The following is a 21,126-nucleotide window of genomic DNA, read 5'->3' as shown; positions in this document are numbered from 1 at the left end:
ACGCTCAGCGGGGCGGATTGCCCGTCCATTCGGGCTCGTCCGGCGGCTTGGGTCCGCCGCGCGTCTTGCGCCACAGCACGACGGCCGCCACCACGACGACCACGGCGAGAATCACGAGAATCTCCATATCCGCTGCCTACCCGGTGAATCCGTCCTCAACCAGCCACGGCGAACCACGTTTGAGCCGTCACCCAGCGGGAACCACCCTGATGTGGTGCTCGACCGGCCCGTTGTACGAGGCGCCGAACGGTCCGGGAGAGCAATGTTTTTCGGTCACGGTGTCGACACCGGTGCACCCGCGGGGTCGGGCCGACGCTCCACCGCGATGCCAACGACGTCATCGCACGGAGTCCTCGTCGGCCGCCCCCGCGGGACACGCCAGAAAACAGCAGCGGCCTCAGCGCTCGAGGAATTGTCCGGCCGCGGTCTGAGCGCTGATGGCCGTGCCCATCCACCGCCGCAGGTAACGGCGTAGTTCGTCGTCGGTGCGCGGCGGGTCACCGGGCGACAAGAAGAACGACTGCATGGTCCGCAGGACGTATTCGACCAGTTCCCGCAGCGCCTGCTCGTCGTAGCCGTGCGCGGCCCAGTCCACGTCGAACCGCCGGATCATGGTCATTCCGAAGGCCTGCGCCTCCTCGGAGGTGAGGCTGTCCGGGCGGACGTTGGAGTAGGAACTCGACAGCAGGATGCCCAGGTGCGGTGTGCGGCGCACCTCGGCCAGCGTGTAGACCACCGCCTCGACCATCGCCTCCACCGGATCACCGAGCCCGCGCACCTGCGCCGCGAGCCGGTCGAGGAAACCCTCCACCGACGCCATCGCGGCGGCCGTCATCAGCGCGTCGGCGCTCGGGAAGTACCGGTAGACCGTCTGCCGGATGACACCGAGCGATTCCGCGACATCGGCGATGCTGATCTCCGCCCCGGTGCGCCCGATCAATTCGACTGCCGCCGCGACGATCCGGCGCGTCGCCTCCGCGTCGTCCCCCGGCGGACTACCGCCCCATCCCCGTCTGCGCGCCACCCGGTGGACGCTAGCACAAGCGCAGGTCACAGCGGATTCCGCCAAAGTAATCATACAGACGAACGTACAGTCGTATGATTACCTCACCCAACCGAGTGGCGGCCGGACCGGCGCACGCCCGAACAACGAGGTACTCACCGTGACCGAACTTCACGTCCGCAAGATGGATTTCGCGTTCGCCGACTACGACGTGCCGTTTCTGTGGAACCCACAGAACCCGGCGTTCTCCTCGATGGCCAACGCCGTCTCGTTCCTGGCGATCGGCTTCGAGAAGATGATCGTGCAGCTCATCAACCAGGCGAAACCGCAGATCACCGACCCCGAGGTGGCCGAGGAGGCCGACGCGTTCATGCGTCAGGAGGGTCAGCATTCCACCGCGCACCGCCAGCATGTGAAAGGTCTGATCCGGCGCTACCCGGGCCTGCAGCAGACCCTCGACGCCGTGATCCGCGAGTTCGACGAACTCACCGCGAGCACCCCCGTGAAGTACCGCCTGGCCTACACCGCCGACCTCGAGGCCACCTTCACCCCGGTGTTCAAGCTGATGCTCGACAACGACTCCACGTTGTTCGCCCCCGGCGACGACCGGGTGGCCTCGCTGTTCATCTGGCATTTCGTCGAGGAGGTCGAGCACCGCAGTTCGGCACTGATCATCTTCAACTCGGTCGTGAACAGCGAGCTGTACCGGATGCGGGTGGCGCCGTCGGTGTTCCGGCACGTGCTGCGGGTGATCCGGGTGGCCTGCGCGGGCTTCAACGAACATGTGCCACTGGAAGACCGGCAGGTCGACGCGCTGTCGATGTTCGCGAGCTACCGCAATCAGCAGACCCTGCGCCGCCTGCTGCCCGGCCTGCGCCCGGCCGACAACGGCACGATGCCGCGAGCCTTCGACGATCTCGGCCTGAAGGAACAGCTCGTCGCCCTTGGCGGGATCATCCGCAGCCAGACGCCGGGGCACAACCCCGCGCACGAGAAACTGCCCGACCTGGCCGGTGAGTGGTTCCGCCGCTACGACGAGGGCTACGACGTCACCCGCTGGTACACCGCCGATTCCGTGAGCTCCTAGAAGGGCCGACCCATGGCCGAACACTGTTCCCCCACCTTCGCCGACCTCGCGGTCCAACTCGGCTTCTCCTGCGAGGAGGCCGGTGGACTCGTCGAGTTCCGCAGCCCGTTCGGGCTGGAGAACTGGACCCTGCCCGTTCTCGAACTGACCATCGTGCTCGGTGCGGTGCTGGCGCTCTGGTTCGCGATCGTCCGCCTGCGCCGCCACGGCGACCCGACCAACCTCGTCCTGTGGTTCGGCGCGACCGCGTACCTGTTCATCATCGAGCCGCCGCTGTACTTCCCCGCCGCGTTCGGCATCGAGGACCACGTCGACACGATGTTCGCGCACAACGTGTTCACCGTCGACTTCCTGTGGGGCCGCCTGCCGATCTACATCATCGCGATCTATCCGCTGATGGCGACGATGGCCTTCGGCCTGGTGCGCATGCTCGGTATCTTCCGCCGGTTCGGCGTGCTGATCGGCGCCACCTGCGTCGGCTTCGTGCACCACGCCTTCTACGAGATCTTCGACCACCTCGGGCCGCAACTGCGCTGGTGGGAGTGGTCGGTGGACAATCCGATCAACCAGCCGATGTTCGATTCGGTGCCGATGGGCAGCGTGGTGGTGTTCGCCGCGCTGTGGCCGATGTCGCTGGCGTTCTGCGTGCAGTACTTCGTCGGACGGCATGTCGACGCGGGCCGGCGGTTCACGGGCATCGAATTGACCTGGCGCACTGTGGTCATCGGCCTGCTCGCCTCGGTGGGCACCTTCCTGCTGCCGCTTCCGGCGACCGTGCTCGGCATGAGCAGCACCACGGTGCGCGGGGTGGTGTACGCGCTGGAACTCGCGGTGCTGATGGTGGTCGCCTCGATCGTCATGTTCCGCCAGTGGTCGGATCTTCGCCGGGGCACCACCCCCGACCCCGGCTACACCGACCCCTTCGTCCAGCGTTTCGCGAGCTTCTACCTGTTGGTCTTCGCCGGTCTCTGGCTCGCCGCCCTGCCCGACTTCTTCGCGGCGACCGACGGCGAGACCGGCAACGGCGACCCCATCGGCAACCTCTGGTACACCGCCGCCTGCTTCGTCGTCGCGGTGTTGTCGATCGCGGCCACCTACACGCTGCCGGCCGGCCGATCGGCCGACCCCGGCACCTCAGCTCCGACGGCCTCGGAGGTGCGGAGGTGACCGATGCGACGACGTGCGGCCCGCCTCAGATGAGCGGTTTCTGCTTGCGGATGCGGCGCCGCACGTCACGCATCATCGAGTGGGTACCGGCGAACCGGATGAATTTCGGGATGAACCGGTTGACGAACCCGACGAACAGGAAGAGGTTCTCGAACCGGCGCTGGTCGGATTCGCTCCATTCGATCCCCATCTGCTCGCGGAAGTGCGGTGGCAGGAATCCGGAGGTCAGAAACTCCAGGAGGCCGCCGAACAGCAGCCGCAGCGACCAGTGGATCATCCGCAGGTGCACGAGATCGTCGATGTAGGCACGGAATTCGTCGTCGCAGACCACCTGCTCGCACGCCTCGAGCCAGTACTCGTCGAAGTCGGCGCGGGTCTTGGGCCACATGTCGGGGTGGACCTGCAGGGTCGTGCCGAAGGTGTCGGCGCCTTGATAGAACGCTTCCAGCTCTTCCTCGGTCATCTTGCCGCACAGCAACTGGTGGGTGTCCTCGAAGCCGATGTAGATGGCGGCGGCGACGTAGAGCTGCAGATTGCGGTCGAAGGCGTTGTACTTCACCTTGGATTCAGGCCGGGACCTGACCTGCCGATGCGCGACGTTCACCGCCTCGCGCATCGCCTTCTTGTCCTCGTCGGTGCCGAGGATGGCCACCGCCAGGTAGGCGGAGGTGGTGCGCAGCCGCTTCCACGGGTGCACCATGAGGGCACCGGATTCCACCTGGCTTTCCATGACACCTGCGGCCACACCCTGATGGGCGAACTGCATCGCCACGTTCGCGGCCGCACCGGCGAACATCCAGAAGTCCAGGGCGTCGGCCAGCCGGGCGGGCCGCTTGCGCGGTGATCGGTAGGTGTCGGGGATGTGGATGCGTACCCGGTCGAGGGTCAGCTCGCGGGGAACCGGCGCGAGTCCCGATCCCGTGGCCGGTCCGGCGGTGGGTCGCCAGTGCCCGCCCGGACTCTCGTCGACATATCCCTCGCTGTTCGGGTCCGAGTAGTCGGGTTCGCCGGGCTTCGTTGCCGTGGTCATCGTCATCCTTTCCCAGAGGCGTCTCGCCCCGGAATCTCGCGAGCGCGGATCACCGCCGAGCACGCCTCGACGTCGAGCTTATGTTACTGACAATTCTTACGTCTTCGGGCCAGTTTGCGTCGAACCCGGCCGGACTCTCATTGCGCCATGTCGGGCAGTCTCGCGATTTCCGCGAATAAGTTACCCGCAATTCTCGCGACTGCTAGGCTGGCCTCCATTCCGCCTAGCCGGCGGCAGCTCCTTGCCGACGACCGACCCTCGGAGGTATCCGTGCCGTCCGTCTCCTTCGCACCGACCGAGGTCGTCCGCGCCGTTGCCGACTCCCTGGCCGCCGCCGCTGTCCTGCACCGACGCGGCGCGATCGAACTCCGGCACCCGATCGAGCTCTTACGGACGGCCCGTGACGCCGCCGCTCTCGGTCCGGCCGTGACCACGCTGGCGCACGCCACCCGCGTCGCGAGTTCGGCCACCGCACTGATCGACGACCGCGGACCGATCACCTTCGAACAGCTCGATCACGCCTCCAACCGCCTCGCCAACGGCCTGGCCGCGCAAGGGGTCACGGCCGAGACAGTGGTCGGCGCGTTGTGCCGCGACCACCGCGGCTTCATTCTGTCGCTGCTGGCAGCGGGCAAGCTCGGCGCACGCATCGTCCTGCTCAACACCGGCATGGCAGGCCCGCAACTGCGCACGGTCGTGGAGCGCGAGCGGATCGAGATGTTGCTCGTCGACGCCGAGTTCGCCGACCTGTTCGACGATCTCGCGCGCGAGGTGCCGATCATCCTCACGCGTGCGGGCGACACCAATCGGCCGGGGCGGCCGACGATCCATGCCGTCGCGGCGTGGCACTCCGGCGTTCCACTGCCCGCGCCTGCCTCGACCGGTGGCATCGTCGTGCTCACCAGTGGCACCACCGGAACACCGAAAGGTGCTCCGCGCGGCAAGGTTTCGCCGTTGCAGTCGGCACAGTTCCTGGATCGCATACCGCTACCCAAGGCGAGCACCATCGTGCTCGCCGCACCCCTGTTCCACGGCACCGGCCTGTCGCAGCTGATCCTGGGCTGGGCGCTCGGCAACGCGGTGGTGCTGTTGCCGGACCGGTTCGATCCGCGCAACACCCTTGCCGCCGTCGCCCGCCACCGCGCGAGCGCGCTCGTCCTGGTTCCGACCATGCTGCAGCGCATCGTCGATCTGGGCGAAGAGGTGCTGGCCGAATACGACACCTCCGCGTTGACGGTGATCTTCTCGGCAGGATCGGCACTGGCACCGGACCTGAGCCGGCGCACCGCACAGCATTTCGGCGAGGTGCTCTACAACCTCTACGCCTCCACCGAGGTCGCCGTGGCCGCCGTCGCGACACCGCAGGATCTGCGCGAGGCGCCGGGCACGGTCGGGCGCCCGCCCGTGGGCTGCCGGGTCGCGATCTACGACGAGCAACGTCGCCGGATCACCACGCCGGGCGTGGTCGGGACCGTGTTCGTCACCAGCGGCCTCAGCTTCAGCGGCTACACCGACGGCACCGGCAAGGAGATGATCGACGGGCTGTGCTCGAGCGGCGATCTCGGCCATGTCGACGCCGAGGGCAGGTTGTTCATCGACGGACGTGACGACGACATGATCGTCTCCGGCGGGGAGAACGTCTACCCGCTCGAGGTCGAGAACCTGCTCGTCGACCGGCCCGACATCCTCGAGGCGGCCGTCGTCGGCGTCGCCGACCGCGATTTCGGGCAGGGCCTGCGAGCCTATGTGGTGCGTGCCCCGGGCGCCGCGTGCACCGAGCGCGAGGTGAAGGAGTACGTGCGCACAACCCTTGCGCGACACAAGGTTCCCCGCGAGGTGCGGTTCGTCGACGCCCTGCCGCGCAATGCCACCGGCAAAGTCCTGCGACACCGACTGGAAGCCGTGGACACACCATGACGATCCGAGAACCACAGACGGCACCACCGCTCAGGCCGGCTTCAGCACTCGGCCGCACCCACGGCGCCGCGGGTGGCGCCATCGAGGAGGATCCGGCGATGCCGCTCGACCTGGCCGACCGACCACTGCGGTGTGCGCAGCCCGATGTCGCCGTCATGACCGGACGGGTCGTCAGCTACTTCGTCCGCGACCTCGCCAGGCGCCGTGCGCTGCTCGGTGATGCGATCTCGGACGAGATCACCGCGGCCACCGGCATGTGTGCGCGCATCGGCCGGGGCATCGTCGACGACGAGGATGTCGCGGGCGAACTCGACTGGCTCACGACCGCCGCGGCCGTCTGGGCCAGGGAAGGGCTGTCGATCGAGGACATCCTCCGTGCCTTCCACGAGGCGCTGTGGGCGAGCGTGGACACGGTGTTCTCGCCCCGCAACGGTGATGACGACGACACGCTCGCCCAGGGGCTGCGAGCATCCGTACGACTGTCGAATCTCCTGTCCACCACGATGATCAGCGCGTACTTGCGCGAATACCGCGTGGTCGCAGGCGAACACCACACCGCGATGCGCACCGTCACCTCGGCGCTGCTGGCCGGCCGCGCGACGACGACGATGGCCCGGGAGTCGGGCGTGCACATCGCGGACGGTTATCGGGTGCTCGCCGTGTCGATTCCCCGCAGATCCCCGGAGCAGTGGCAGACCGGCGACACGGCACGGCGACGACTCCACCGCGTCCACAAGGCACTGGAGCGCCACATCGACACCGCTCTCGCGATGCTGTCGTCCGACGGCGGCACCATCCTGATCCCCGGTGACGACACCGATGATGTCCGATTCGACAGCCTCGTCGAAACACTCTCGACCGCTGCGCGCGCCAAGATCACCGCGGCCGTGGTCGTCAGCGGGACCGCCGACATTCCCGACGCGGCACAGCTCGCACACGAACTTCTCGACATCGCGGGCCGACTCCGCTATCCACCTGCGCTCTACCGATTCGAAGACCTCGCGCTCGAATACCAGCTCACCCGGCCCGGACCCGGCCTGGCCGAACTCGGCGAATTGCTCGCACCGCTCGACGATCATCCCGCATTGTCCAAGACCGTCCGGGTGCTCGTCGCCAACAATATGAATCGCCAGCGCACCGCGCGGCAGCTGCACGTGCACACCAACACCATCATCTACCGGCTCGGCCGGATCGCGGCCCTGACCGGGATCGATGCGACCGGCGCCACCGGACTCTGGCAGCTGAAGTCGGCCATGGTCGCCCGCGCGTTCCACGCCGACAAACGGTTGTGAACCACATGCAAATCGCCGTGCTGATCTACCCGGGCATGACCGCACTGGACGCGATAGGCCCGTACGAGGTCCTCCGGTTCATGCCGGCGACGAACATCCGATTCGTCTGGCATGAGGTCGGTCCGATCGTCACCGACAGCGGCAGCCTCCTGCTCGGCGCGACCCACACGCTCGACGAGACGGTGCATCCCGACATCGTCGTCGTGCCCGGCGGCCCCGCCGCCACGGTGGTCGCGACGGACCAACAAGTGCTGGCCTGGCTTCGCCGAGTCCACGAGACATCGACCTGGACGACGTCGGTCTGCACCGGCGCGCTGATCCTCGCCGCCGCGGGCCTGCTCGACGGCCGACCTGCCACCACCCACTGGGCGGCTCAGCGAGCCCTCGCCACACTCGGTGCCGACCCCCAACCCGGGGAACGATTCGTCCACACCGACCGAATCGCCACCGCCGCAGGCGTTTCCGCGGGGATCGATCTGGCGCTCTGGCTGGTCGGCAGAATATGCGGCACCGAGCGGGCCCGGATCATTCAGCTGGACATCGAGTACGACCCCGCACCGCCCTTCGACATGCCACGACCGACCGAAACATCGGCATCGATCCGTCGCGCGGCCCTCGGCGATCAATGGCGGCTCGGCCTGAGCTCCGGGATGGCACCCCAGATCGCCGGCTCGATGCCGTTACTGTTGTGGCGCACGGCGATACGCAGGATCCGGCGCGGCACCACCGCGAAGGCCGAGCCCGCGGTGCACGACCTCCCGCGCAGCACATCCGAGCTACCGGCCGACGGTGGTCGATGATGTCGCGGCAGCTCGCCTCGACAGATTCGCTGTTGCTTCGCTATCTGGGCGATCGGCGTTTCGCACTCGCCCTGCCCCGGGCGGTCACCCTGCAGGTTCTGCATCCGGCGATCGCGGCCGGCCTCGTCGATCATGTGTCCTACCGGCTGTGGTGGCACAAGCAACGTTCCGTCTCACAGATGATCCGGCTGGCCTACACCGGTGCGGACGCCCGCTTCGTGATCCGCGCCGCGCACGAACACGTCAAAGGTCGTGACAGCCTCGGGCACCGATACCACGCGTTGCATCCCGAGGTCTTCCACTTCCAGCACGCCACCTACGTGGAGACTCTGTTCACCGCCGTCGACACGTTCATCCGCCCGATGTCGGCCGACGAGCACGAACGGCTCTACGCCGAATGTTGCGAGTGGTACCGGCGATACGAGCTGTCGACCCGCCCCATGCCGACCACCTGGGCCGACTTCCGCACGTACTTCGATCAGGCTTGTTCGACGATGTTGCAGGTAACCGCAGCCACCGATACCCTTGCGCCGCAGGCACTCCGGCCCGACGCCTGGCTGCCGCGGTTCACGCCGAGCGCCGCGATCCCCGCGCTGCTGCACGATCAGGCCGCGCGACTGCTCGGTCTCACGGTGACCCGCAAGGACCGCCTCGCCCTCCGCGCCTACGCCACGACGCTGCGTGGCGCGGGCCATCTGGCGCCTCCTGCGGTTCGCTGTCTGCCGGTCGCTCGATAGCAGTCCACGGATCCGCGGCAGGCCGTCACACCAACGGCATACCGTGCGCCTGTCGGCGGCGCATGTCGTGTAGATACGTCTCGAAGGGGTACAGCCGCCAGGACTCGGGGACCACCGACAGCACGCGGCCGATCGCCCGCATCGTGACCTCGAACGCGCGCTGCTTGCGACCACTCCACGGCAACCCGAGTTCATCTCGAAAGTGTTGCGGCAGAAAGCCGGTGGTGAAAAACCTGTTCACCCGGCGGAACAGGAGTCGCTCCCACGGCCGGTAGGGGCCCATGTCGACCACCTGGCTCACCAGATATTCCCGTACCTCGTCGTCCAAGGAGAGGCCGGGGAGCATGGACTCCCAATAGTCGGTGAAAGCGGAACGATCCGCGGGCCAGAGTTCCTGGGGCACCTGCAGCGTTGTCCCGAATCTCGCCGATTCCGAGTACAACTCGTCCGCCGACTCCTCGTCCAGCGCACCGAACAGCAAGGTCACCGAATCGAGGGTGCCACGGTAGAGGCAGGCCGCCACCCACAGTTGCAGCCGCGGATCGAAGGCGTTGTAGCGCACCGGGCTGTCGGGCCGGGATCGCACCTGCCGGTGCGCGGTGTTCACGGCCGCACGGAAGGCGACCCGATCTTCCTCGGTGCCGAGCATCGCGACCGCCAGGTACGTCAACGTGGTTCGTCCCCGCTTCCGTGGACGCAGATCGAAACGTCCACTGGTCACGGTGCTTTCCACGACACCGCGACCGACCGGCGCCCAGCTCAGCTGCATGATCACATTCGCGGGGCCGCCGAGAAGCGCCGCCGGACCGGCCATATAACGCCGCCGGTCGCCCGACGGTTCCGATGTTGGTACCGCTGCGGTCCGACGACGCATGACTACTCCAGGGTCTGGTTGATCACGGAATCGAGGCGCGAGCGCGTCAGAGCCGTTCGATGATGGTGGCGTTGGCCAGGCCACCGGCTTCGCACATGGTCTGCAGCCCGTACCGGCCGCCGGTCTGCTCGAGGTGGTTGACCATGGTGGCGAGCAGGCGCGTGCCCGAGGCGCCGAGCGGGTGGCCGAGCGCGATGGCGCCACCGCGCGGGTTCACCCGTTCCGGGTCGGCGCCGAGTTCGTGCTGCCACACCAGCGGCACCGGCGCGAACGCCTCGTTCACTTCGAAGGTATCGATGTCGTCGACGGTCAGCGACACACGCTCGAGTGCCTTGCGGGTCGCCGGGACGACGGCGGTGAGCATCAGGGTCGGGTCGTCGCCGACGACCGCGAACGAGTGGAACCGGGCGCGCGGGGTCAGGCCGAGCTTCGCCGCCATCGCCTCGCTCATGATGAGCGCGGCCGAGGCACCGTCGGTGAGCGGCGAGGAATTGCCCGCTGTCACCGACCAGTCGATCTCCGGAAACCGTTGTCCCATCTCCTGATCGGTGAACGCGGGGCGCAGGCCGGCCAGACCTTCCACCGTGGTGCCGGACCGGATGGTCTCATCCGCGGTGAGCTCGCCCGCGGACACCAGTTCGGCATCGAACCCGCCCGCCGCTGCGGTGGCGGCTGCGAGACGATGCGAACGAGCGGCGAATTCGTCCAGCGTCGCCCGGTCCAGTTTCCACCGCGCGGCGAGGATTTCGGCCGCGATACCCTGGCCGATCAGCCCGTCGGGGTAGCGCGCGGCAAGCGGACCGCGCAGCGAGTCCTTGCCCTGGGTGTTGGAGAACATCGGTGCCCGGCTCATCGACTCGACACCACAGGCGATGGCGACGTCGTAGGCGCCGGCGAGCACCCCTTGGGCCGCGAAATGCACGGCCTGCTGGCTGGATCCACACTGCCGGTCGACCGTGGTGGCCGGCACGGATTCGGGGAACCCGGCGGCGAGTACCGCCGTGCGGGAGATGTTGTTGGCCTGCTCACCGCTCTGCGTCACGCAACCGCCGATCACATCGTCCACCAGGGCGGGGTCGATGCCGGTGCGGGCGACGAGCTCGGCGAGCACACCCGCGAGCAGGGTGGCCGGGTGCACCGACGAGAGCCCACCGCCTTGTTTGCCCCGCCCCGAGGGGGTGCGAACCACATCGACGATCACTGCGGACATTGCGTTCCTCCTGCACAGCCACCCCAGCGGCGACATCACCGATAAGTTACTAGCCATTCTCGCCGACGACAACCAGATGAGCTCCTGGTCGACTACCTATAGGCAATCGGCGATTCTTGCGCTATGTTACCCGTAATTCTCGTCACAGCGCGATGAATGCGTAGTAACTTAATCGGTGCAGGAGCCGTAGGCGAGCACCGTAATCCCAACGCTATCCGATGATCCAGGGGAAGATCCCGAATAGCCGATTCCTTTCTCCCCACCGAACACCAAGCAACATCACTCGACCGTCAGCGACGTCGGCCGCCCACCGGCCCCCGCTGATCCACGGTCCTGCAGGAAGGAACAGCGGCACGCCATGTTGCGACGGCTGGACAGATTTCTCAGCTACGAGATGAAGGTGTCCGAATTTCTCGGAACCCTGATCATTCTCGCGATCCCCTACGGTCTCGTCGGGGTGATCTGGACCCTCACCCACACGAACCACCTGCGCGATCTCCACGGCGCGGACCTGGTGATCTCGTTCCTCGGGTCGATCGTGTGCTGGCCGGTGCTCACCTTCGCGAATGTGACGATGACCTGATGATGGCGCTGGTCTGGGTCATCGATCTGGTGGTGACCATCGTCAAGATCCTCGGCGGACGCACCGAGGTGAATCCGGTGCTCCGATTCGGTATGTGGATCGCTGTTCTGTGCGCGTTCGGGCTTGGCCTCGCCGCCCTCGCCGGACTCGTCGTCCTGCTCGACCACTGGCTCAGCACGAGGATCGGTGCCGCATGACGTCACAACCGGCCACCGAACCGTCCGAGGTCGAACGGATCATCGACAGTGCCACCGGGCTCTGGCGACGACATCCCCAGCGATCGGTCGAGACCCTAGGCAGGCAGGTCCTGCTCGGCAGGTCCGCGATCGTGCAACTGTTCCTTTCGCTGGTGCGGCGACGATTTCCGTTCCAGGAGTTCGTGAAACAGTGCGCCTTCATGGCCAATGTCTCGGCCCTGCCGACCGTCTTCGTCGCCATCCCGGTCGCCGTGGTCGTCTCGATCCAGGTTGGCGCGCTGGTCAACCAGGTCGGTGCGACCACCTTCATCGGCGCGGTCGCCGGCCTCGGCATCATCCGTCAGGGCGCACCGCTGGTGACTTCGCTGATGATCGCGGGCGCGGTCGGTTCGGCCATCTGCGCCGACCTCGGCTCGCGCACGATCCGCGAGGAGATCGACGCGATGAAGGTGATGGGTGTCGACCCGGTGCGCAGGCTGGTGGCACCCCGCCTGGTGGCCGCGGTGGTGGTGAGCATGCTGCTGTGCGGGTTCATCGTTTTCGTCGGCTTCGCCACCGCGTACCTGTTCAATGTGTATGCCCAGCACGGCACACCGGGTTCGTTCATCAGCTCGTTCGCCTCGTTCGCGGTGGCCAACGACCTGCTGGTCGCGCTGTTCAAGGCGGCGATCTTCGGTGCGCTCACCGCGATCATCGCCTGCGATATCGGCCTGCACACCAAGGGCGGCCCCGGCGGGGTCGCGAACTCGGTGAACTCGGCGGTGGTCACCTCGGCGCTGATGCTGTTCGCCACCAACATCATCGTCACCCAGCTCTACAACGCCCTCTTCCCGGCGAAGGTGGTGTGACGTGGCCGCCGAATACATCCCACCCGCGATGCGGCCGGTGCAGGCGCTGGCGGCCACGGCCAAGGTGCCGATCCAGGCCAATCATCGGCTCGGTCATCAGGCCATCGTGTTCTTCCAGGCGCTGCTGGCGATCCCGTTCACGCTGCGCCACTACCGCAAGGAAGTCGCCCGCCTCGTCGCCGATGTCGGCTGGGGCAACGGGTCGCTGATCGTCGGTGGCGGCACGGTCGGCGTGGTGATCGTGCTGTGCGCGTTCGGCGGCATCACCGTCGGCATGGAGTCCTACTCGGCGCTGAACCTGCTCACCATGGGCCCGCTCACCGGCGCGATCTCCGGCTTCGCGACAACCAGGGAGATCGCGCCGATCCTCGGCACGCTCGCCTTCGCCATCCAGTCGGGTTGCCGGTTCACCGCCCAGCTCGGTTCGATGCGGATCTCCGAGGAGATCGACGCGCTCGAGTCCATCGCCATCCGGCCGTTGCCGTACCTGGTGACCACCCGGATGCTCGCGGCGACCATCACCATCATTCCGCTCTACACCGTCGGTCTCGCGGTGGCCTATGTGGCGACCAAGCTGTCGGTGTTGTTCCTCGGTGGCACGACCGCGGGCACCTACGACCACTACTTCTACCAATTCCTGCTCGGCCCCGACGTGTTCTTCTCACTGCTCAAAGTGGTGGTCTTCGTGCTGATCGCCGCCTTCATCCAGTGCTACTACGGCTTCGTCGCCACCGGCGGGCCCGAAGGCGTCGGAGTGGCGGCCGGACGGGCGATCAAGATGGTCATCGTCGTCATGGTCTTCACGAATCTCTTTCTCACGCTTGCAATCTGGGGCATCGACCCCGGGTTCCGGATCTCGGGATAGGTCGATCGGATGATTCTCGATCTCAGCGGCCGCGGCCCCAAACCCGTGCAGCTCACCGCCGCGGGCCTGGCGGTGATCACGGCGTTCGCGGTCGCGCTGTATCTGCTCGCCCTGCGCTACAACGGCGAGTTCGAGGAAACGGTGACCGTCGGCGCCGACCTCACCAGCACCGGTGACGGCTTACCGCAGCGCGCGGATGTGAAGTTCCGCGGCATGATCGTCGGCGTCGTCGGCTCGGTGGAGATGGTCGCGGCAGGCGAACGCCAGCGAGCCACTCTCGAGCTGAAACCCGGCTTGGCCGAGACGATTCCGGACACCGTCACCGCCCGTGTGGTGCCCGACAACATCTTCGGTGTCTCGTCCATCCAGCTGGTCGACAACGGCGCCGCCGCCTCGGGCCTGCGCGCGGGTGCGGTGATCGCGGAGGACACCAGCGAGGCGACCATCCAGCTGCAGACCACGCTCAACACCCTGCGCGACGTGCTCACCACCATCCAGCCGGAGAAGCTCGGCCGGGTGCTCGCCACCTTGTCGGCGGCGCTCGAGCCGTCCAGTCGCGTGCCGGGCTCGACGATCGAGCGCCTGGATCAGTGGCTCACGACCGTGCACCAGATTCCCGAGATCGGTGACCTGCTCGGCAATCTCGGCCGCGCGTCGACGGCGCTGAGCCAGTCGGCGCCGGAACTGGTCGGTGTGCTCGCCGATTCGGTGAACTCCGCCCGCACCCTCAACGAGCACCGCACCGACCTGATCGAACTGCTCGTGCAGGGCAACAGTGCCGTGGAATCGGTGAACGTGCTGTTCGGTGCGAACCCGAACGCGGGCAAGGAACTGGTCGCGGGGCTGGACGACCTGCTCGGCGGCATCGCCCGCGATCCCGGCGCACTGCAGACGACGGCGGCCAACCTCAATGTGTCGCTGCGTAATCTGCAGCAGGTCTTCAACTTCGGTCCGCGCAGGCAGATGACCTGGCGAATGGATGTGACGTTCACGCCCTTCCAGCAATACACCGCCGCGGACTGCCCCCGCTACGGCGAGATGACCGGTCCCCGCTGCGGCGGCCCGACCGTCCCGGAAGTCGCACCACCGCAGGAGTATCCGCCCGGCATGCTGCCGAATCGGCTCGAGGCCGCGGGGCCCGCACCGGTGGTGCCCGCGGTGCCGCAGCTCCCCGCGCTCCCGAGCATCACCGTTCCGGCGATCCCCGGCCTGCCCCCGATCCCGGGCTTGCCCGCCATCCCGGGGATCACGGCGCCGGCCGCGGCGGTCGAACCCACACCCGCCGCCACCCCGGCCGCACAACGGCTCACCGGCATCGATGCCATATCGGCGCTGGTCGGCGGGAGGCCGACGTTCAGCCAGTTGCTGTTGCTCAGCTCGATCCTCGGCGACACCCCCCTCGTCCCCGACACAGAAGACGGTGTCCGACAGTGAAATCCACCAAAGCACTCATCGGGTTCAGCCTCTTCGCTGTCCTGGCGACCGTGCTCACCTACACGATCTGGTCGACGCTGCAACGCAGCGTGCCCGGCACCACCAGCAGCTATTCGGCGGTGTTCACCGATGTGCTCGGGCTGCGCGTGGGCGACGACGTCCGGATGGCCGGCGTGCGCGTTGGGCGGATCGACAAGATCGATTTCGCCGACAACTACACCGCCCGTGTCGATTTCCGGATCGAGGAACGCCAGCGCCTGACCGACACGACCAAAGCGCTGGTGCGGTATCAGAATCTCATCGGTCAGCGCTATCTCGCGCTGGCACCGGGCACCGACGGTGGCACCGTCGTCGCACCGGGATCGGAGATTCCGCTCGAGCGGACCGAACCGTCGTTCGACGTGTCCGCACTGCTGTCGGGCTTCGAGCCGCTGTTCAGCGTGCTACAGCCCGACCAGATCAATTCGCTGTCGGAAACACTCATCCAGGCGCTGCAGGGCAACGAGGTGTCGCTGTCGGCGCTCATCACCCAGGCCGCCCAGCTGGCCGCCACCTTCGGGGAACGCGATCAGATCCTCGGTGACGTGCTGAGCAATCTCAGTTCCGTGATGGCGGGGCTGGCCAATCGCAGCGGCGAACTGGAAACCCTGATCACCCAGACCCGCAGCCTGATGGACGGGCTCTACACCGAAGGAGAATCGTTGAAGAGTTCGGTCGAACGGGTGGCCGGTGCGACGAACTCGCTGGTCACGATCATCGAACAGGTCAAGCCCGGTGTATCGGACGCCCAGCGCAACGCGACGACGGGCGTGGCGATGCTGCTGGCCAACGGTGCCGCCCTCGATCGCGGCGCGGTGCAATTGCCCGACTTCCTCAACGGCGTGGCCCGCTTCACCCAGTACGGCACCTACGGCAATGCCTACCTGTGCCGCCTCGATGTGTCGCTGTGGGGAGTGCTGCTGCCCGAGGGCCTGTTCTCGCAGGTCGGCGGCAACGCGCAGTCGGGGGTGTGCCGATGAACCGGCCCCGCGTCCCGGAATTCTTGCGGCACAACCGGAATCTGCGCCTCGGTCTGATCGCGGCCGCCTCGGTGCTCGTGCTGCTCGGTGGTTCGAATCTGCTCGCCCGGATCCAGCTGGGCGACAAGACGATTCATGTCGAATTCGCCCAAGCCGCCGGGTTGCGGCCCGGTGCGACCGTCGACATCTCGGGCATCGAGGTCGGCGAGGTGCAGTCGGTGGAACTGGTGAACGACCGGGTCGACGTGGCGCTGCGCATCCGTCGTGACATCCGCCTCGGCGCCGACGCACACGCGGCGATCGAGATGTCGACCATCCTCGGCAGGCTGCACATCGACCTGCGCCCCGGCGACGGAAAAGGGCTGCTGGACAACCGGATCGAGCTCGCGAACACCACCGTGCCCTACAACCTGAGCAAGGTGATCCAGGACCCGAAGTACTCGTCGTCGTTCGAGCGGATCGAACGCATCGACCCGAACAAGCTGCGCACCGCGCTCGATGTGTTCAGCAGCCAGCTGGGCGACTCCCCCGCCATGGCGGTGCAGGCCCTCGACAGCATCGGCGCGCTGGCCCAGGTCATCAACAGCAGGCGCGACGAGGTCGACACCCTGCTGAAGAGCCTGGATCAGGTCTCGCAACTGGTGTCGGACAACCGCAACAGCGTGCTCGTCCTGATCACCAGGGGCGAGGCGATCGGCGCTGCCGTGCAGAAACGCCAGACCCTGCTCACCCAGTTGCTCGACAACGTCGCGCAGATGTCGCGGCTGCTACAGGAGATGGGCGTCGAGAACAACGGCGAGCTCGCACCGCTGATCACCAATCTCAACACCATGGCGGACGGCCTGACCAAGAACAAGGAGAACCTGGACCGGCTCTACGAGATCGCCCCGGTGACGTTGCGGCAGTTCAACAATCTGCTCGGCAACGGCCCCTACGGCGAGATCTGGGCACCGTGGATCTTCCCGGACAACTGGCTGTGCTTCGCGCAGGCCGTACAGGGGTGCAACTGATGAGGACGACACGTTCGAGCAAACTGGCCGCGCTGTGCCTGGCTCTGGCCGTGAGCACCGGCTGTTCTCTGGTGCCCGACAGTGTGTCCGGGTTCGCCGACCGGGCGCTCGGTGAGCAGAAGACCATCAGCGCCGACTTCGAGAACGTGTCCGGGCTGTACCCGGGCAACGAGGTCGCGGTGCTCGGGGTCCCGGTCGGCGTCGTCGACTCGGTGACTCCACGCGGCAGCTATGTCGAGGTGGTGATGAAGGTCGATCGCGATGTGCGCATTCCCGCCGACGCCATGGCGGCCCTGATCTCGCCGCAGCTGATCACCAACCGGCACGTCGAACTGGCACCCGCCTACACCGGGTCGGGTCCCGAGCTCGCCGACGGCGCCCATCTTCCGCTCGGAAAGACAAGGACCCCGGTCGAATTGGACCGCATCCTGGCCAACTTCGATCAGCTCGGTGAGGCGCTGAAGGGCGACAGCCAGACCGGTCCGATGGCGAGCCGGGTGCTGTTCCCGCTGCTCGACGGCAACGGTGACCGGCTGCGTACCACGCTCGACGAACTGTCGGCGGCCTTCGAGGTGACCCTGGCCAACAAGGACCAGATCGCCAATGCCGTGGTCCGGCTCGGCGAGATCACCCAGATCATCGCCGACAACGACCAGACCGTGCGCGATTTCAGCGGGCGGATCACCGAGCTGGTCGCGCTGTTCGCCCAGCAGTCTCCCGGCTTGCAGGCGGTGCTGAAGCAACTCGACGACTTCATCACCAACACGTCCTCGCTGGTCGGCCAGAACGAGACTCAGCTCGCGGGCGCGCTCACCAAGTTCGTCGACATCGCCGCCCAGATGCGGGCCAACGCCCGCAATCTCACCGAGATCATCGACGTGGGCCCGCTGATGTTCCAGAACTTCGACAACGCGATCAGCCGGGAACATCGAGCCCTTCGCCTGCACGGCCTGCTCGACAAGATCGTGCTCGACAGCGAGATCCTCGCGACGTTCTGTGAGCGCGTGCAGATGCGTCTGGACGGCTGCCGCACCGGCAAGATCTCCGATATGGGCCCGGATTTCGGCTTGACCGCCGCGCTGTTGGGACTCACGAAATGACCACGCACGCAAAGACACTGCGCAGGACCGTCGCCGTCGCCCTGTGCGCGGCCGCCGTCGCGGCGTCGAGCGCCGGCTGCTCGATGACCGTCGCCCAGTTGCCGATGCCCGAGCCCGGGATCGGCGGTCCCGGGTACACCGTGCACGCCACCTTCCGCGACGCACTCAACCTGCCCGACCGGGCCCATGTGAAGATCGGCGGCACCGATATCGGTGTGGTGACCGGTATTTCGACCACCTCGTTCCTGGCGGATGTGGAGATGCTCATCCGCGAGGACATCCGGCTGCCGCAGGGCACCACCGTGGAGTTGCGGCAGGCGACGCCACTGGGCGACGTCTTCGTCGCCATGACCCTGCCGAGCGAAGCGAACGCCGGTCCGCCGCTGCGCGAGGGCGCGACCATCGGCACCGAGCACACCGCCTCGGCCGCCTCGGTCGAACAGCTCATGATGTCGGTCTCGATGCTCATCAACGGTGGCGGCATCAATCAGGCCGCCGAGATCACCTCAGAACTGAACTCGATCTTCGCGGGCAAAGCGCCCCAGCTGCAGCACCTGATCGGCGAGATGACCTCGGTCATCACCGCGCTCAACGAGCGCACCGGCGATCTCGACGCCACCCTCGGCGGGTTGCAGGTGCTCACGGGCGAATTGGCCAGGCGCAAAGCCGAACTGGGTGCGGCGGCCGACAGTTTCCCCCAGTTGATCGGATTGTTCGCCGAGAACAATCAGGCGATCGTCGATCTCATCAACCGGGTCGCGATCACCATGGACGCCCTCGGTGACTTCAGCGCCACCAACGGGCCGCAGTTCGTGAGCCTGTTCCAGAGCATCCAGAACCTGATGAACGGGTTCGTGGGAATGGGCGACGACCTCACCGGCGCCCTCGACGGCTTCAACCAGATCTATCCCTCGGTGATGGACAGCATGCGCGGGCCGAACCTCTCGGTCGGGGCGATCCTGTCCTACCTCGATGTCGGCGCGGTCACCGATCCCACCGGCAGCCGCTGGCCCGACGGCACCGATGTGCCCGCCTTCATCGGCAGCCTCGCCGAGGTGATCGCCAAGGTCACCGGCCGCCTCAACAGCACACCGCAGGAGGGTCCGCGATGAACTCACCCTTGTGGCAGTGGCTGGTGCGGCGCCGCATCGCCGTCGCCAACGCCGGCCTTGTCGTCGTCCTGGTGCTCGGCGCCCTGTACCTGGGCGGGGTGGTCCTGCGGATCGACCCGACCGATTCGCCCTACGAGGTGACCGTCGAGCTGGCCACCTCGGGCGGGCTCACGGTGGGCAGTGATGTCACGTTCCGTGGGGTCCGGGTCGGCCGGGTCCAGGACGTGCGTGTCTCCGGTGACGGCATCGCCGCCGTGGCACAGATCGAGGAGGGCACCCGAATCCCGCAGGGTGGCCGGGTGGCGGTCGCCCGCCTGTCGGCAGCCGGTGAGCAGTACCTGGATTTCCGCCCGGAAACCGAGACCGGTCCCTATCTCGAGGACGGCGCCGTGATCGCCCGCGCCGACACGGCGGTGCCCGTGCAGGTGCAGTCGGTGCTGGCCAATATGACCGGCCTGGTGAGCGGGCTGAATCCCGAGCGGCTCAATGTAATCGTCGACGAGCTCGACAAAGCCCTCGCCGGCGGACCCGACGGGTTGCGCAACATGATCTCCGGGCTCAGCCGTGCGATGGCCGGGCTCACCGATCTGCTCCCGCAGACCGAGCACCTCCTGCGCAATCTCCAGGTCATCGCCTCGACCACCGCGCACGCCCAACCCGACCTCGGCACCATCACCCACGCGGGCAGCGCGCTGTTCCAGCAGTTCACCGCCGCCGACGCGGAATTACGGCACCTGCTCGAAGAGGGACCGGGCCAGCTGGCCACGCTCGGCGGGTTCGTCTCGCGCACCCAGGACCCGATCACCGACCTGGTGACGAACTTCGTCGCGATCACCCGGGCGGCCAAACTCCGCCAGCCCGCCATCGAGCTGCTCTTCCCCACGCTGAGCCGCTTCGCCGAAGCGGTCGGCATCCCGGCCCACGACAACGCCTTCTTCACCCTCGTCGATCCGTGGCCGCGCCCGACCTGCGACTACGACACGGTCCCGATCGTGCCGACCACGCCGACCACCGACACCAGGGTGCGGCTCTACAACTACTGCGTCACCGACAACCCCGCACTGCAGGTGCGCGGCTCGGCCAACGCGCCACGACCCCCGGGCCCCGACAACGGCGCGGGCCCGCCGCCCGGTGTGACCGGCGACGAACTGTCCCAGCCCGCGGTGCCCGCACCCCGATGAGGAGATGACCCCATGAGCACAGACGAAAAAGACACCGGCACAACCGAAGCCGGCGCACCTGCCGTGGAGACCACGAAGCCCGAAGCGGCCGGCGCCGCGCGGTGGACCGCCGAGCGCAAGTCCCTCGTCCTGCGCGCGGCAGCAGCACTCGTCGTCGGCGCCTCGGTGGCGAGTTCGGTGATCCTGTTCCTCGAGAACAAGGAGAGCAAGGACCTGCTCGCCGCCCAGCAGGGCGCCCGCGAAGCCGCCTGTCGCTACGCCCCGGTCCTGGCCGACTACGACAGCAAGAGCCTCGACGGCTATTTCCAGGCCGTCCTCGACGGCGCGACCGGCGACTGGAAGAAGCAGTTCGAAGCGACGAGCACCGAGCTGCGCGATGCCCTCACCCAGGGCCAGGTCACCTCGAAGGCCACCGACACCCAGTGCGCGCTGCGCACCGGCGACGAGGACTCCGCCGAGGCCATCGTGGTGATCGGCACGACCATCTCGAGTCTCGGCACCGAGCACAAGGCCAAGCCCGGCCAGTTGTCGATGGTGATGAGTCTGCACAACGACGGTGGCCGCTGGCTGGTCGAGAAGGTGAACTCCCCGCTGACGGCGATGCCGGCCCAGTGACCCGATCAGCTGAGCTGACCAGGTTCACACAGGCGATAACATGAC

At 67.2% G+C, this 21,126-nt stretch carries 22 protein-coding genes; 17 read left to right on the top strand and 5 right to left on the bottom strand.

Annotated features, from left to right (window positions below):
* Positions 1 to 4: 4 nt before the first annotated feature.
* Positions 5 to 127, bottom strand: coding sequence for a hypothetical protein (locus tag LDL21_RS29760; protein WP_255284010.1), 123 nt, complete (start codon positions 125 to 127; stop codon positions 5 to 7).
* A gap of 270 nt (positions 128 to 397) precedes the next feature.
* Positions 398 to 1,024 carry a TetR/AcrR family transcriptional regulator gene (locus LDL21_RS08540; protein ID WP_067488834.1) on the bottom strand — a complete coding sequence of 209 codons (627 nt, stop codon included), beginning with the start codon at positions 1,022 to 1,024 and terminating at the stop codon, positions 398 to 400.
* A 139-nt stretch (positions 1,025 to 1,163) separates the two neighbouring features.
* Between LDL21_RS08540 and LDL21_RS08535 the strand changes: the two genes are divergently transcribed.
* Positions 1,164 to 2,090, top strand: coding sequence for a metal-dependent hydrolase (locus LDL21_RS08535; protein ID WP_225279526.1), 927 nt, complete (start codon positions 1,164 to 1,166; stop codon positions 2,088 to 2,090).
* A 12-nt stretch (positions 2,091 to 2,102) separates the two neighbouring features.
* Positions 2,103 to 3,257: a hypothetical protein gene (locus LDL21_RS08530; RefSeq protein WP_225279525.1), complete on the top strand. Its 1,155-nt coding sequence runs from the start codon at positions 2,103 to 2,105 to the stop codon at positions 3,255 to 3,257.
* A 25-nt stretch (positions 3,258 to 3,282) separates the two neighbouring features.
* On the opposite strand, the gene LDL21_RS08525 is transcribed toward LDL21_RS08530, so the two are convergent.
* Positions 3,283 to 4,287: an oxygenase MpaB family protein gene (locus LDL21_RS08525; protein WP_181697377.1), complete on the bottom strand. Its 1,005-nt coding sequence runs from the start codon at positions 4,285 to 4,287 to the stop codon at positions 3,283 to 3,285.
* Positions 4,288 to 4,557: 270 nt separating this feature from the next.
* Here LDL21_RS08525 and LDL21_RS08520 point away from each other — a divergent pair, with 270 nt between their 5' ends.
* The 4 genes from LDL21_RS08520 to LDL21_RS08505 are packed head-to-tail and all read left to right on the top strand — an operon-like array spanning position 4,558 to position 9,033.
* Positions 4,558 to 6,204: an AMP-binding protein gene (locus LDL21_RS08520; RefSeq protein WP_225279524.1), complete on the top strand. Its 1,647-nt coding sequence runs from the start codon at positions 4,558 to 4,560 to the stop codon at positions 6,202 to 6,204.
* A complete protein-coding gene (locus LDL21_RS08515; protein WP_225279523.1) occupies positions 6,201 to 7,496 on the top strand; it encodes a PucR family transcriptional regulator in 1,296 nt (431 codons plus the stop codon). The genes LDL21_RS08520 and LDL21_RS08515 overlap by 4 nt, the downstream gene beginning before the upstream one ends.
* 5 nt (positions 7,497 to 7,501) lie before the next feature.
* Positions 7,502 to 8,296 carry a DJ-1/PfpI family protein gene (locus LDL21_RS08510; protein ID WP_225279522.1) on the top strand — a complete coding sequence of 265 codons (795 nt, stop codon included), beginning with the start codon at positions 7,502 to 7,504 and terminating at the stop codon, positions 8,294 to 8,296.
* Positions 8,293 to 9,033 (top strand): oxygenase MpaB family protein, encoded by a 741-nt coding sequence (locus LDL21_RS08505; protein ID WP_225279521.1) that lies wholly within the window; start codon positions 8,293 to 8,295, stop codon positions 9,031 to 9,033. Before LDL21_RS08510 ends, LDL21_RS08505 begins: the two co-directional genes overlap by 4 nt.
* A 25-nt stretch (positions 9,034 to 9,058) precedes the next feature.
* Here the strand turns inward: LDL21_RS08505 and LDL21_RS08500 are convergent, their stop codons facing one another.
* Positions 9,059 to 9,907 carry an oxygenase MpaB family protein gene (locus tag LDL21_RS08500; RefSeq protein WP_372462159.1) on the bottom strand — a complete coding sequence of 283 codons (849 nt, stop codon included), beginning with the start codon at positions 9,905 to 9,907 and terminating at the stop codon, positions 9,059 to 9,061.
* Positions 9,908 to 9,953: 46 nt separating this feature from the next.
* Complete coding sequence (locus LDL21_RS08495) at positions 9,954 to 11,117, bottom strand: thiolase family protein (protein ID WP_225279519.1); 1,164 nt, start codon at positions 11,115 to 11,117, stop codon at positions 9,954 to 9,956.
* Positions 11,118 to 11,475: 358 nt separating this feature from the next.
* On the opposite strand from LDL21_RS08495, the gene LDL21_RS08490 reads away from it, so the two are divergent.
* Genes LDL21_RS08490 through LDL21_RS08440 form a run of 11 tightly spaced genes read left to right on the top strand, consistent with a single transcriptional unit; the run spans position 11,476 to position 21,081 of the window.
* Positions 11,476 to 11,700, top strand: coding sequence for a hypothetical protein (locus LDL21_RS08490; protein ID WP_225279518.1), 225 nt, complete (start codon positions 11,476 to 11,478; stop codon positions 11,698 to 11,700).
* Positions 11,700 to 11,897 carry a hypothetical protein gene (locus tag LDL21_RS08485; RefSeq protein ID WP_181697372.1) on the top strand — a complete coding sequence of 66 codons (198 nt, stop codon included), beginning with the start codon at positions 11,700 to 11,702 and terminating at the stop codon, positions 11,895 to 11,897. Before LDL21_RS08490 ends, LDL21_RS08485 begins: the two co-directional genes overlap by 1 nt.
* Positions 11,894 to 12,745 carry an MlaE family ABC transporter permease gene (locus LDL21_RS08480; protein ID WP_181697371.1) on the top strand — a complete coding sequence of 284 codons (852 nt, stop codon included), beginning with the start codon at positions 11,894 to 11,896 and terminating at the stop codon, positions 12,743 to 12,745. Before LDL21_RS08485 ends, LDL21_RS08480 begins: the two co-directional genes overlap by 4 nt.
* Before the next feature lie 28 nt (positions 12,746 to 12,773).
* Positions 12,774 to 13,610, top strand: a complete 837-nt coding sequence (locus LDL21_RS08475; protein WP_255674785.1) for an ABC transporter permease — start codon at positions 12,774 to 12,776, stop codon at positions 13,608 to 13,610.
* A 9-nt stretch (positions 13,611 to 13,619) separates the two neighbouring features.
* Positions 13,620 to 15,044, top strand: coding sequence for an MlaD family protein (locus LDL21_RS08470; RefSeq protein ID WP_181697369.1), 1,425 nt, complete (start codon positions 13,620 to 13,622; stop codon positions 15,042 to 15,044).
* The gene (locus LDL21_RS08465; RefSeq protein WP_225279516.1) at positions 15,041 to 16,063 is read left to right on the top strand and encodes an MCE family protein; all 1,023 of its coding nucleotides are present in this window, start codon (positions 15,041 to 15,043) and stop codon (positions 16,061 to 16,063) included. The genes LDL21_RS08470 and LDL21_RS08465 overlap by 4 nt, the downstream gene beginning before the upstream one ends.
* The gene (locus tag LDL21_RS08460; protein ID WP_225279515.1) at positions 16,060 to 17,073 is read left to right on the top strand and encodes an MlaD family protein; all 1,014 of its coding nucleotides are present in this window, start codon (positions 16,060 to 16,062) and stop codon (positions 17,071 to 17,073) included. The genes LDL21_RS08465 and LDL21_RS08460 overlap by 4 nt, the downstream gene beginning before the upstream one ends.
* Positions 17,073 to 18,173, top strand: a complete 1,101-nt coding sequence (locus LDL21_RS08455; RefSeq protein ID WP_225279514.1) for an MCE family protein — start codon at positions 17,073 to 17,075, stop codon at positions 18,171 to 18,173. The genes LDL21_RS08460 and LDL21_RS08455 overlap by 1 nt, the downstream gene beginning before the upstream one ends.
* Positions 18,170 to 19,285 carry an MCE family protein gene (locus LDL21_RS08450; RefSeq protein WP_225279513.1) on the top strand — a complete coding sequence of 372 codons (1,116 nt, stop codon included), beginning with the start codon at positions 18,170 to 18,172 and terminating at the stop codon, positions 19,283 to 19,285. Before LDL21_RS08455 ends, LDL21_RS08450 begins: the two co-directional genes overlap by 4 nt.
* Positions 19,282 to 20,466, top strand: coding sequence for an MCE family protein (locus LDL21_RS08445; RefSeq protein WP_225279512.1), 1,185 nt, complete (start codon positions 19,282 to 19,284; stop codon positions 20,464 to 20,466). The genes LDL21_RS08450 and LDL21_RS08445 overlap by 4 nt, the downstream gene beginning before the upstream one ends.
* 12 nt (positions 20,467 to 20,478) lie before the next feature.
* Positions 20,479 to 21,081 (top strand): Rv1363c family protein, encoded by a 603-nt coding sequence (locus tag LDL21_RS08440; protein WP_225279511.1) that lies wholly within the window; start codon positions 20,479 to 20,481, stop codon positions 21,079 to 21,081.
* The last annotated feature ends 45 nt before the right edge of the window (positions 21,082 to 21,126 follow it).

This window comes from Nocardia rosealba (assembly GCF_020216065.1).
Classification (GTDB): Bacteria; Actinomycetota; Actinomycetes; order Mycobacteriales; family Mycobacteriaceae; genus Nocardia; species Nocardia rosealba.
The sequence above is the reverse complement of the archived record's forward strand: the minus strand, read 5'-3'. Positions and strand labels throughout refer to the sequence as shown.

Coding starts and splice junctions, on each gene's coding strand:
- LDL21_RS29760 (WP_255284010.1), bottom strand. CDS start 127: ATGGAGATTCTCGTGATTCTCGCCGTGGTCGTCGTGGTGGCGGCCGTC.
- LDL21_RS08530 (WP_225279525.1), top strand. CDS start 2,103: ATGGCCGAACACTGTTCCCCCACCTTCGCCGACCTCGCGGTCCAACTC.
- LDL21_RS08525 (WP_181697377.1), bottom strand. CDS start 4,287: ATGACCACGGCAACGAAGCCCGGCGAACCCGACTACTCGGACCCGAAC.
- LDL21_RS08515 (WP_225279523.1), top strand. CDS start 6,201: ATGACGATCCGAGAACCACAGACGGCACCACCGCTCAGGCCGGCTTCA.
- LDL21_RS08510 (WP_225279522.1), top strand. CDS start 7,502: ATGCAAATCGCCGTGCTGATCTACCCGGGCATGACCGCACTGGACGCG.
- LDL21_RS08505 (WP_225279521.1), top strand. CDS start 8,293: ATGATGTCGCGGCAGCTCGCCTCGACAGATTCGCTGTTGCTTCGCTAT.
- LDL21_RS08500 (WP_372462159.1), bottom strand. CDS start 9,907: ATGCGTCGTCGGACCGCAGCGGTACCAACATCGGAACCGTCGGGCGAC.
- LDL21_RS08495 (WP_225279519.1), bottom strand. CDS start 11,117: ATGTCCGCAGTGATCGTCGATGTGGTTCGCACCCCCTCGGGGCGGGGC.
- LDL21_RS08490 (WP_225279518.1), top strand. CDS start 11,476: ATGTTGCGACGGCTGGACAGATTTCTCAGCTACGAGATGAAGGTGTCC.
- LDL21_RS08485 (WP_181697372.1), top strand. CDS start 11,700: ATGATGGCGCTGGTCTGGGTCATCGATCTGGTGGTGACCATCGTCAAG.
- LDL21_RS08480 (WP_181697371.1), top strand. CDS start 11,894: ATGACGTCACAACCGGCCACCGAACCGTCCGAGGTCGAACGGATCATC.
- LDL21_RS08475 (WP_255674785.1), top strand. CDS start 12,774: ATGCGGCCGGTGCAGGCGCTGGCGGCCACGGCCAAGGTGCCGATCCAG.
- LDL21_RS08470 (WP_181697369.1), top strand. CDS start 13,620: ATGATTCTCGATCTCAGCGGCCGCGGCCCCAAACCCGTGCAGCTCACC.
- LDL21_RS08460 (WP_225279515.1), top strand. CDS start 16,060: ATGAACCGGCCCCGCGTCCCGGAATTCTTGCGGCACAACCGGAATCTG.
- LDL21_RS08455 (WP_225279514.1), top strand. CDS start 17,073: ATGAGGACGACACGTTCGAGCAAACTGGCCGCGCTGTGCCTGGCTCTG.
- LDL21_RS08450 (WP_225279513.1), top strand. CDS start 18,170: ATGACCACGCACGCAAAGACACTGCGCAGGACCGTCGCCGTCGCCCTG.
- LDL21_RS08445 (WP_225279512.1), top strand. CDS start 19,282: ATGAACTCACCCTTGTGGCAGTGGCTGGTGCGGCGCCGCATCGCCGTC.
- LDL21_RS08440 (WP_225279511.1), top strand. CDS start 20,479: ATGAGCACAGACGAAAAAGACACCGGCACAACCGAAGCCGGCGCACCT.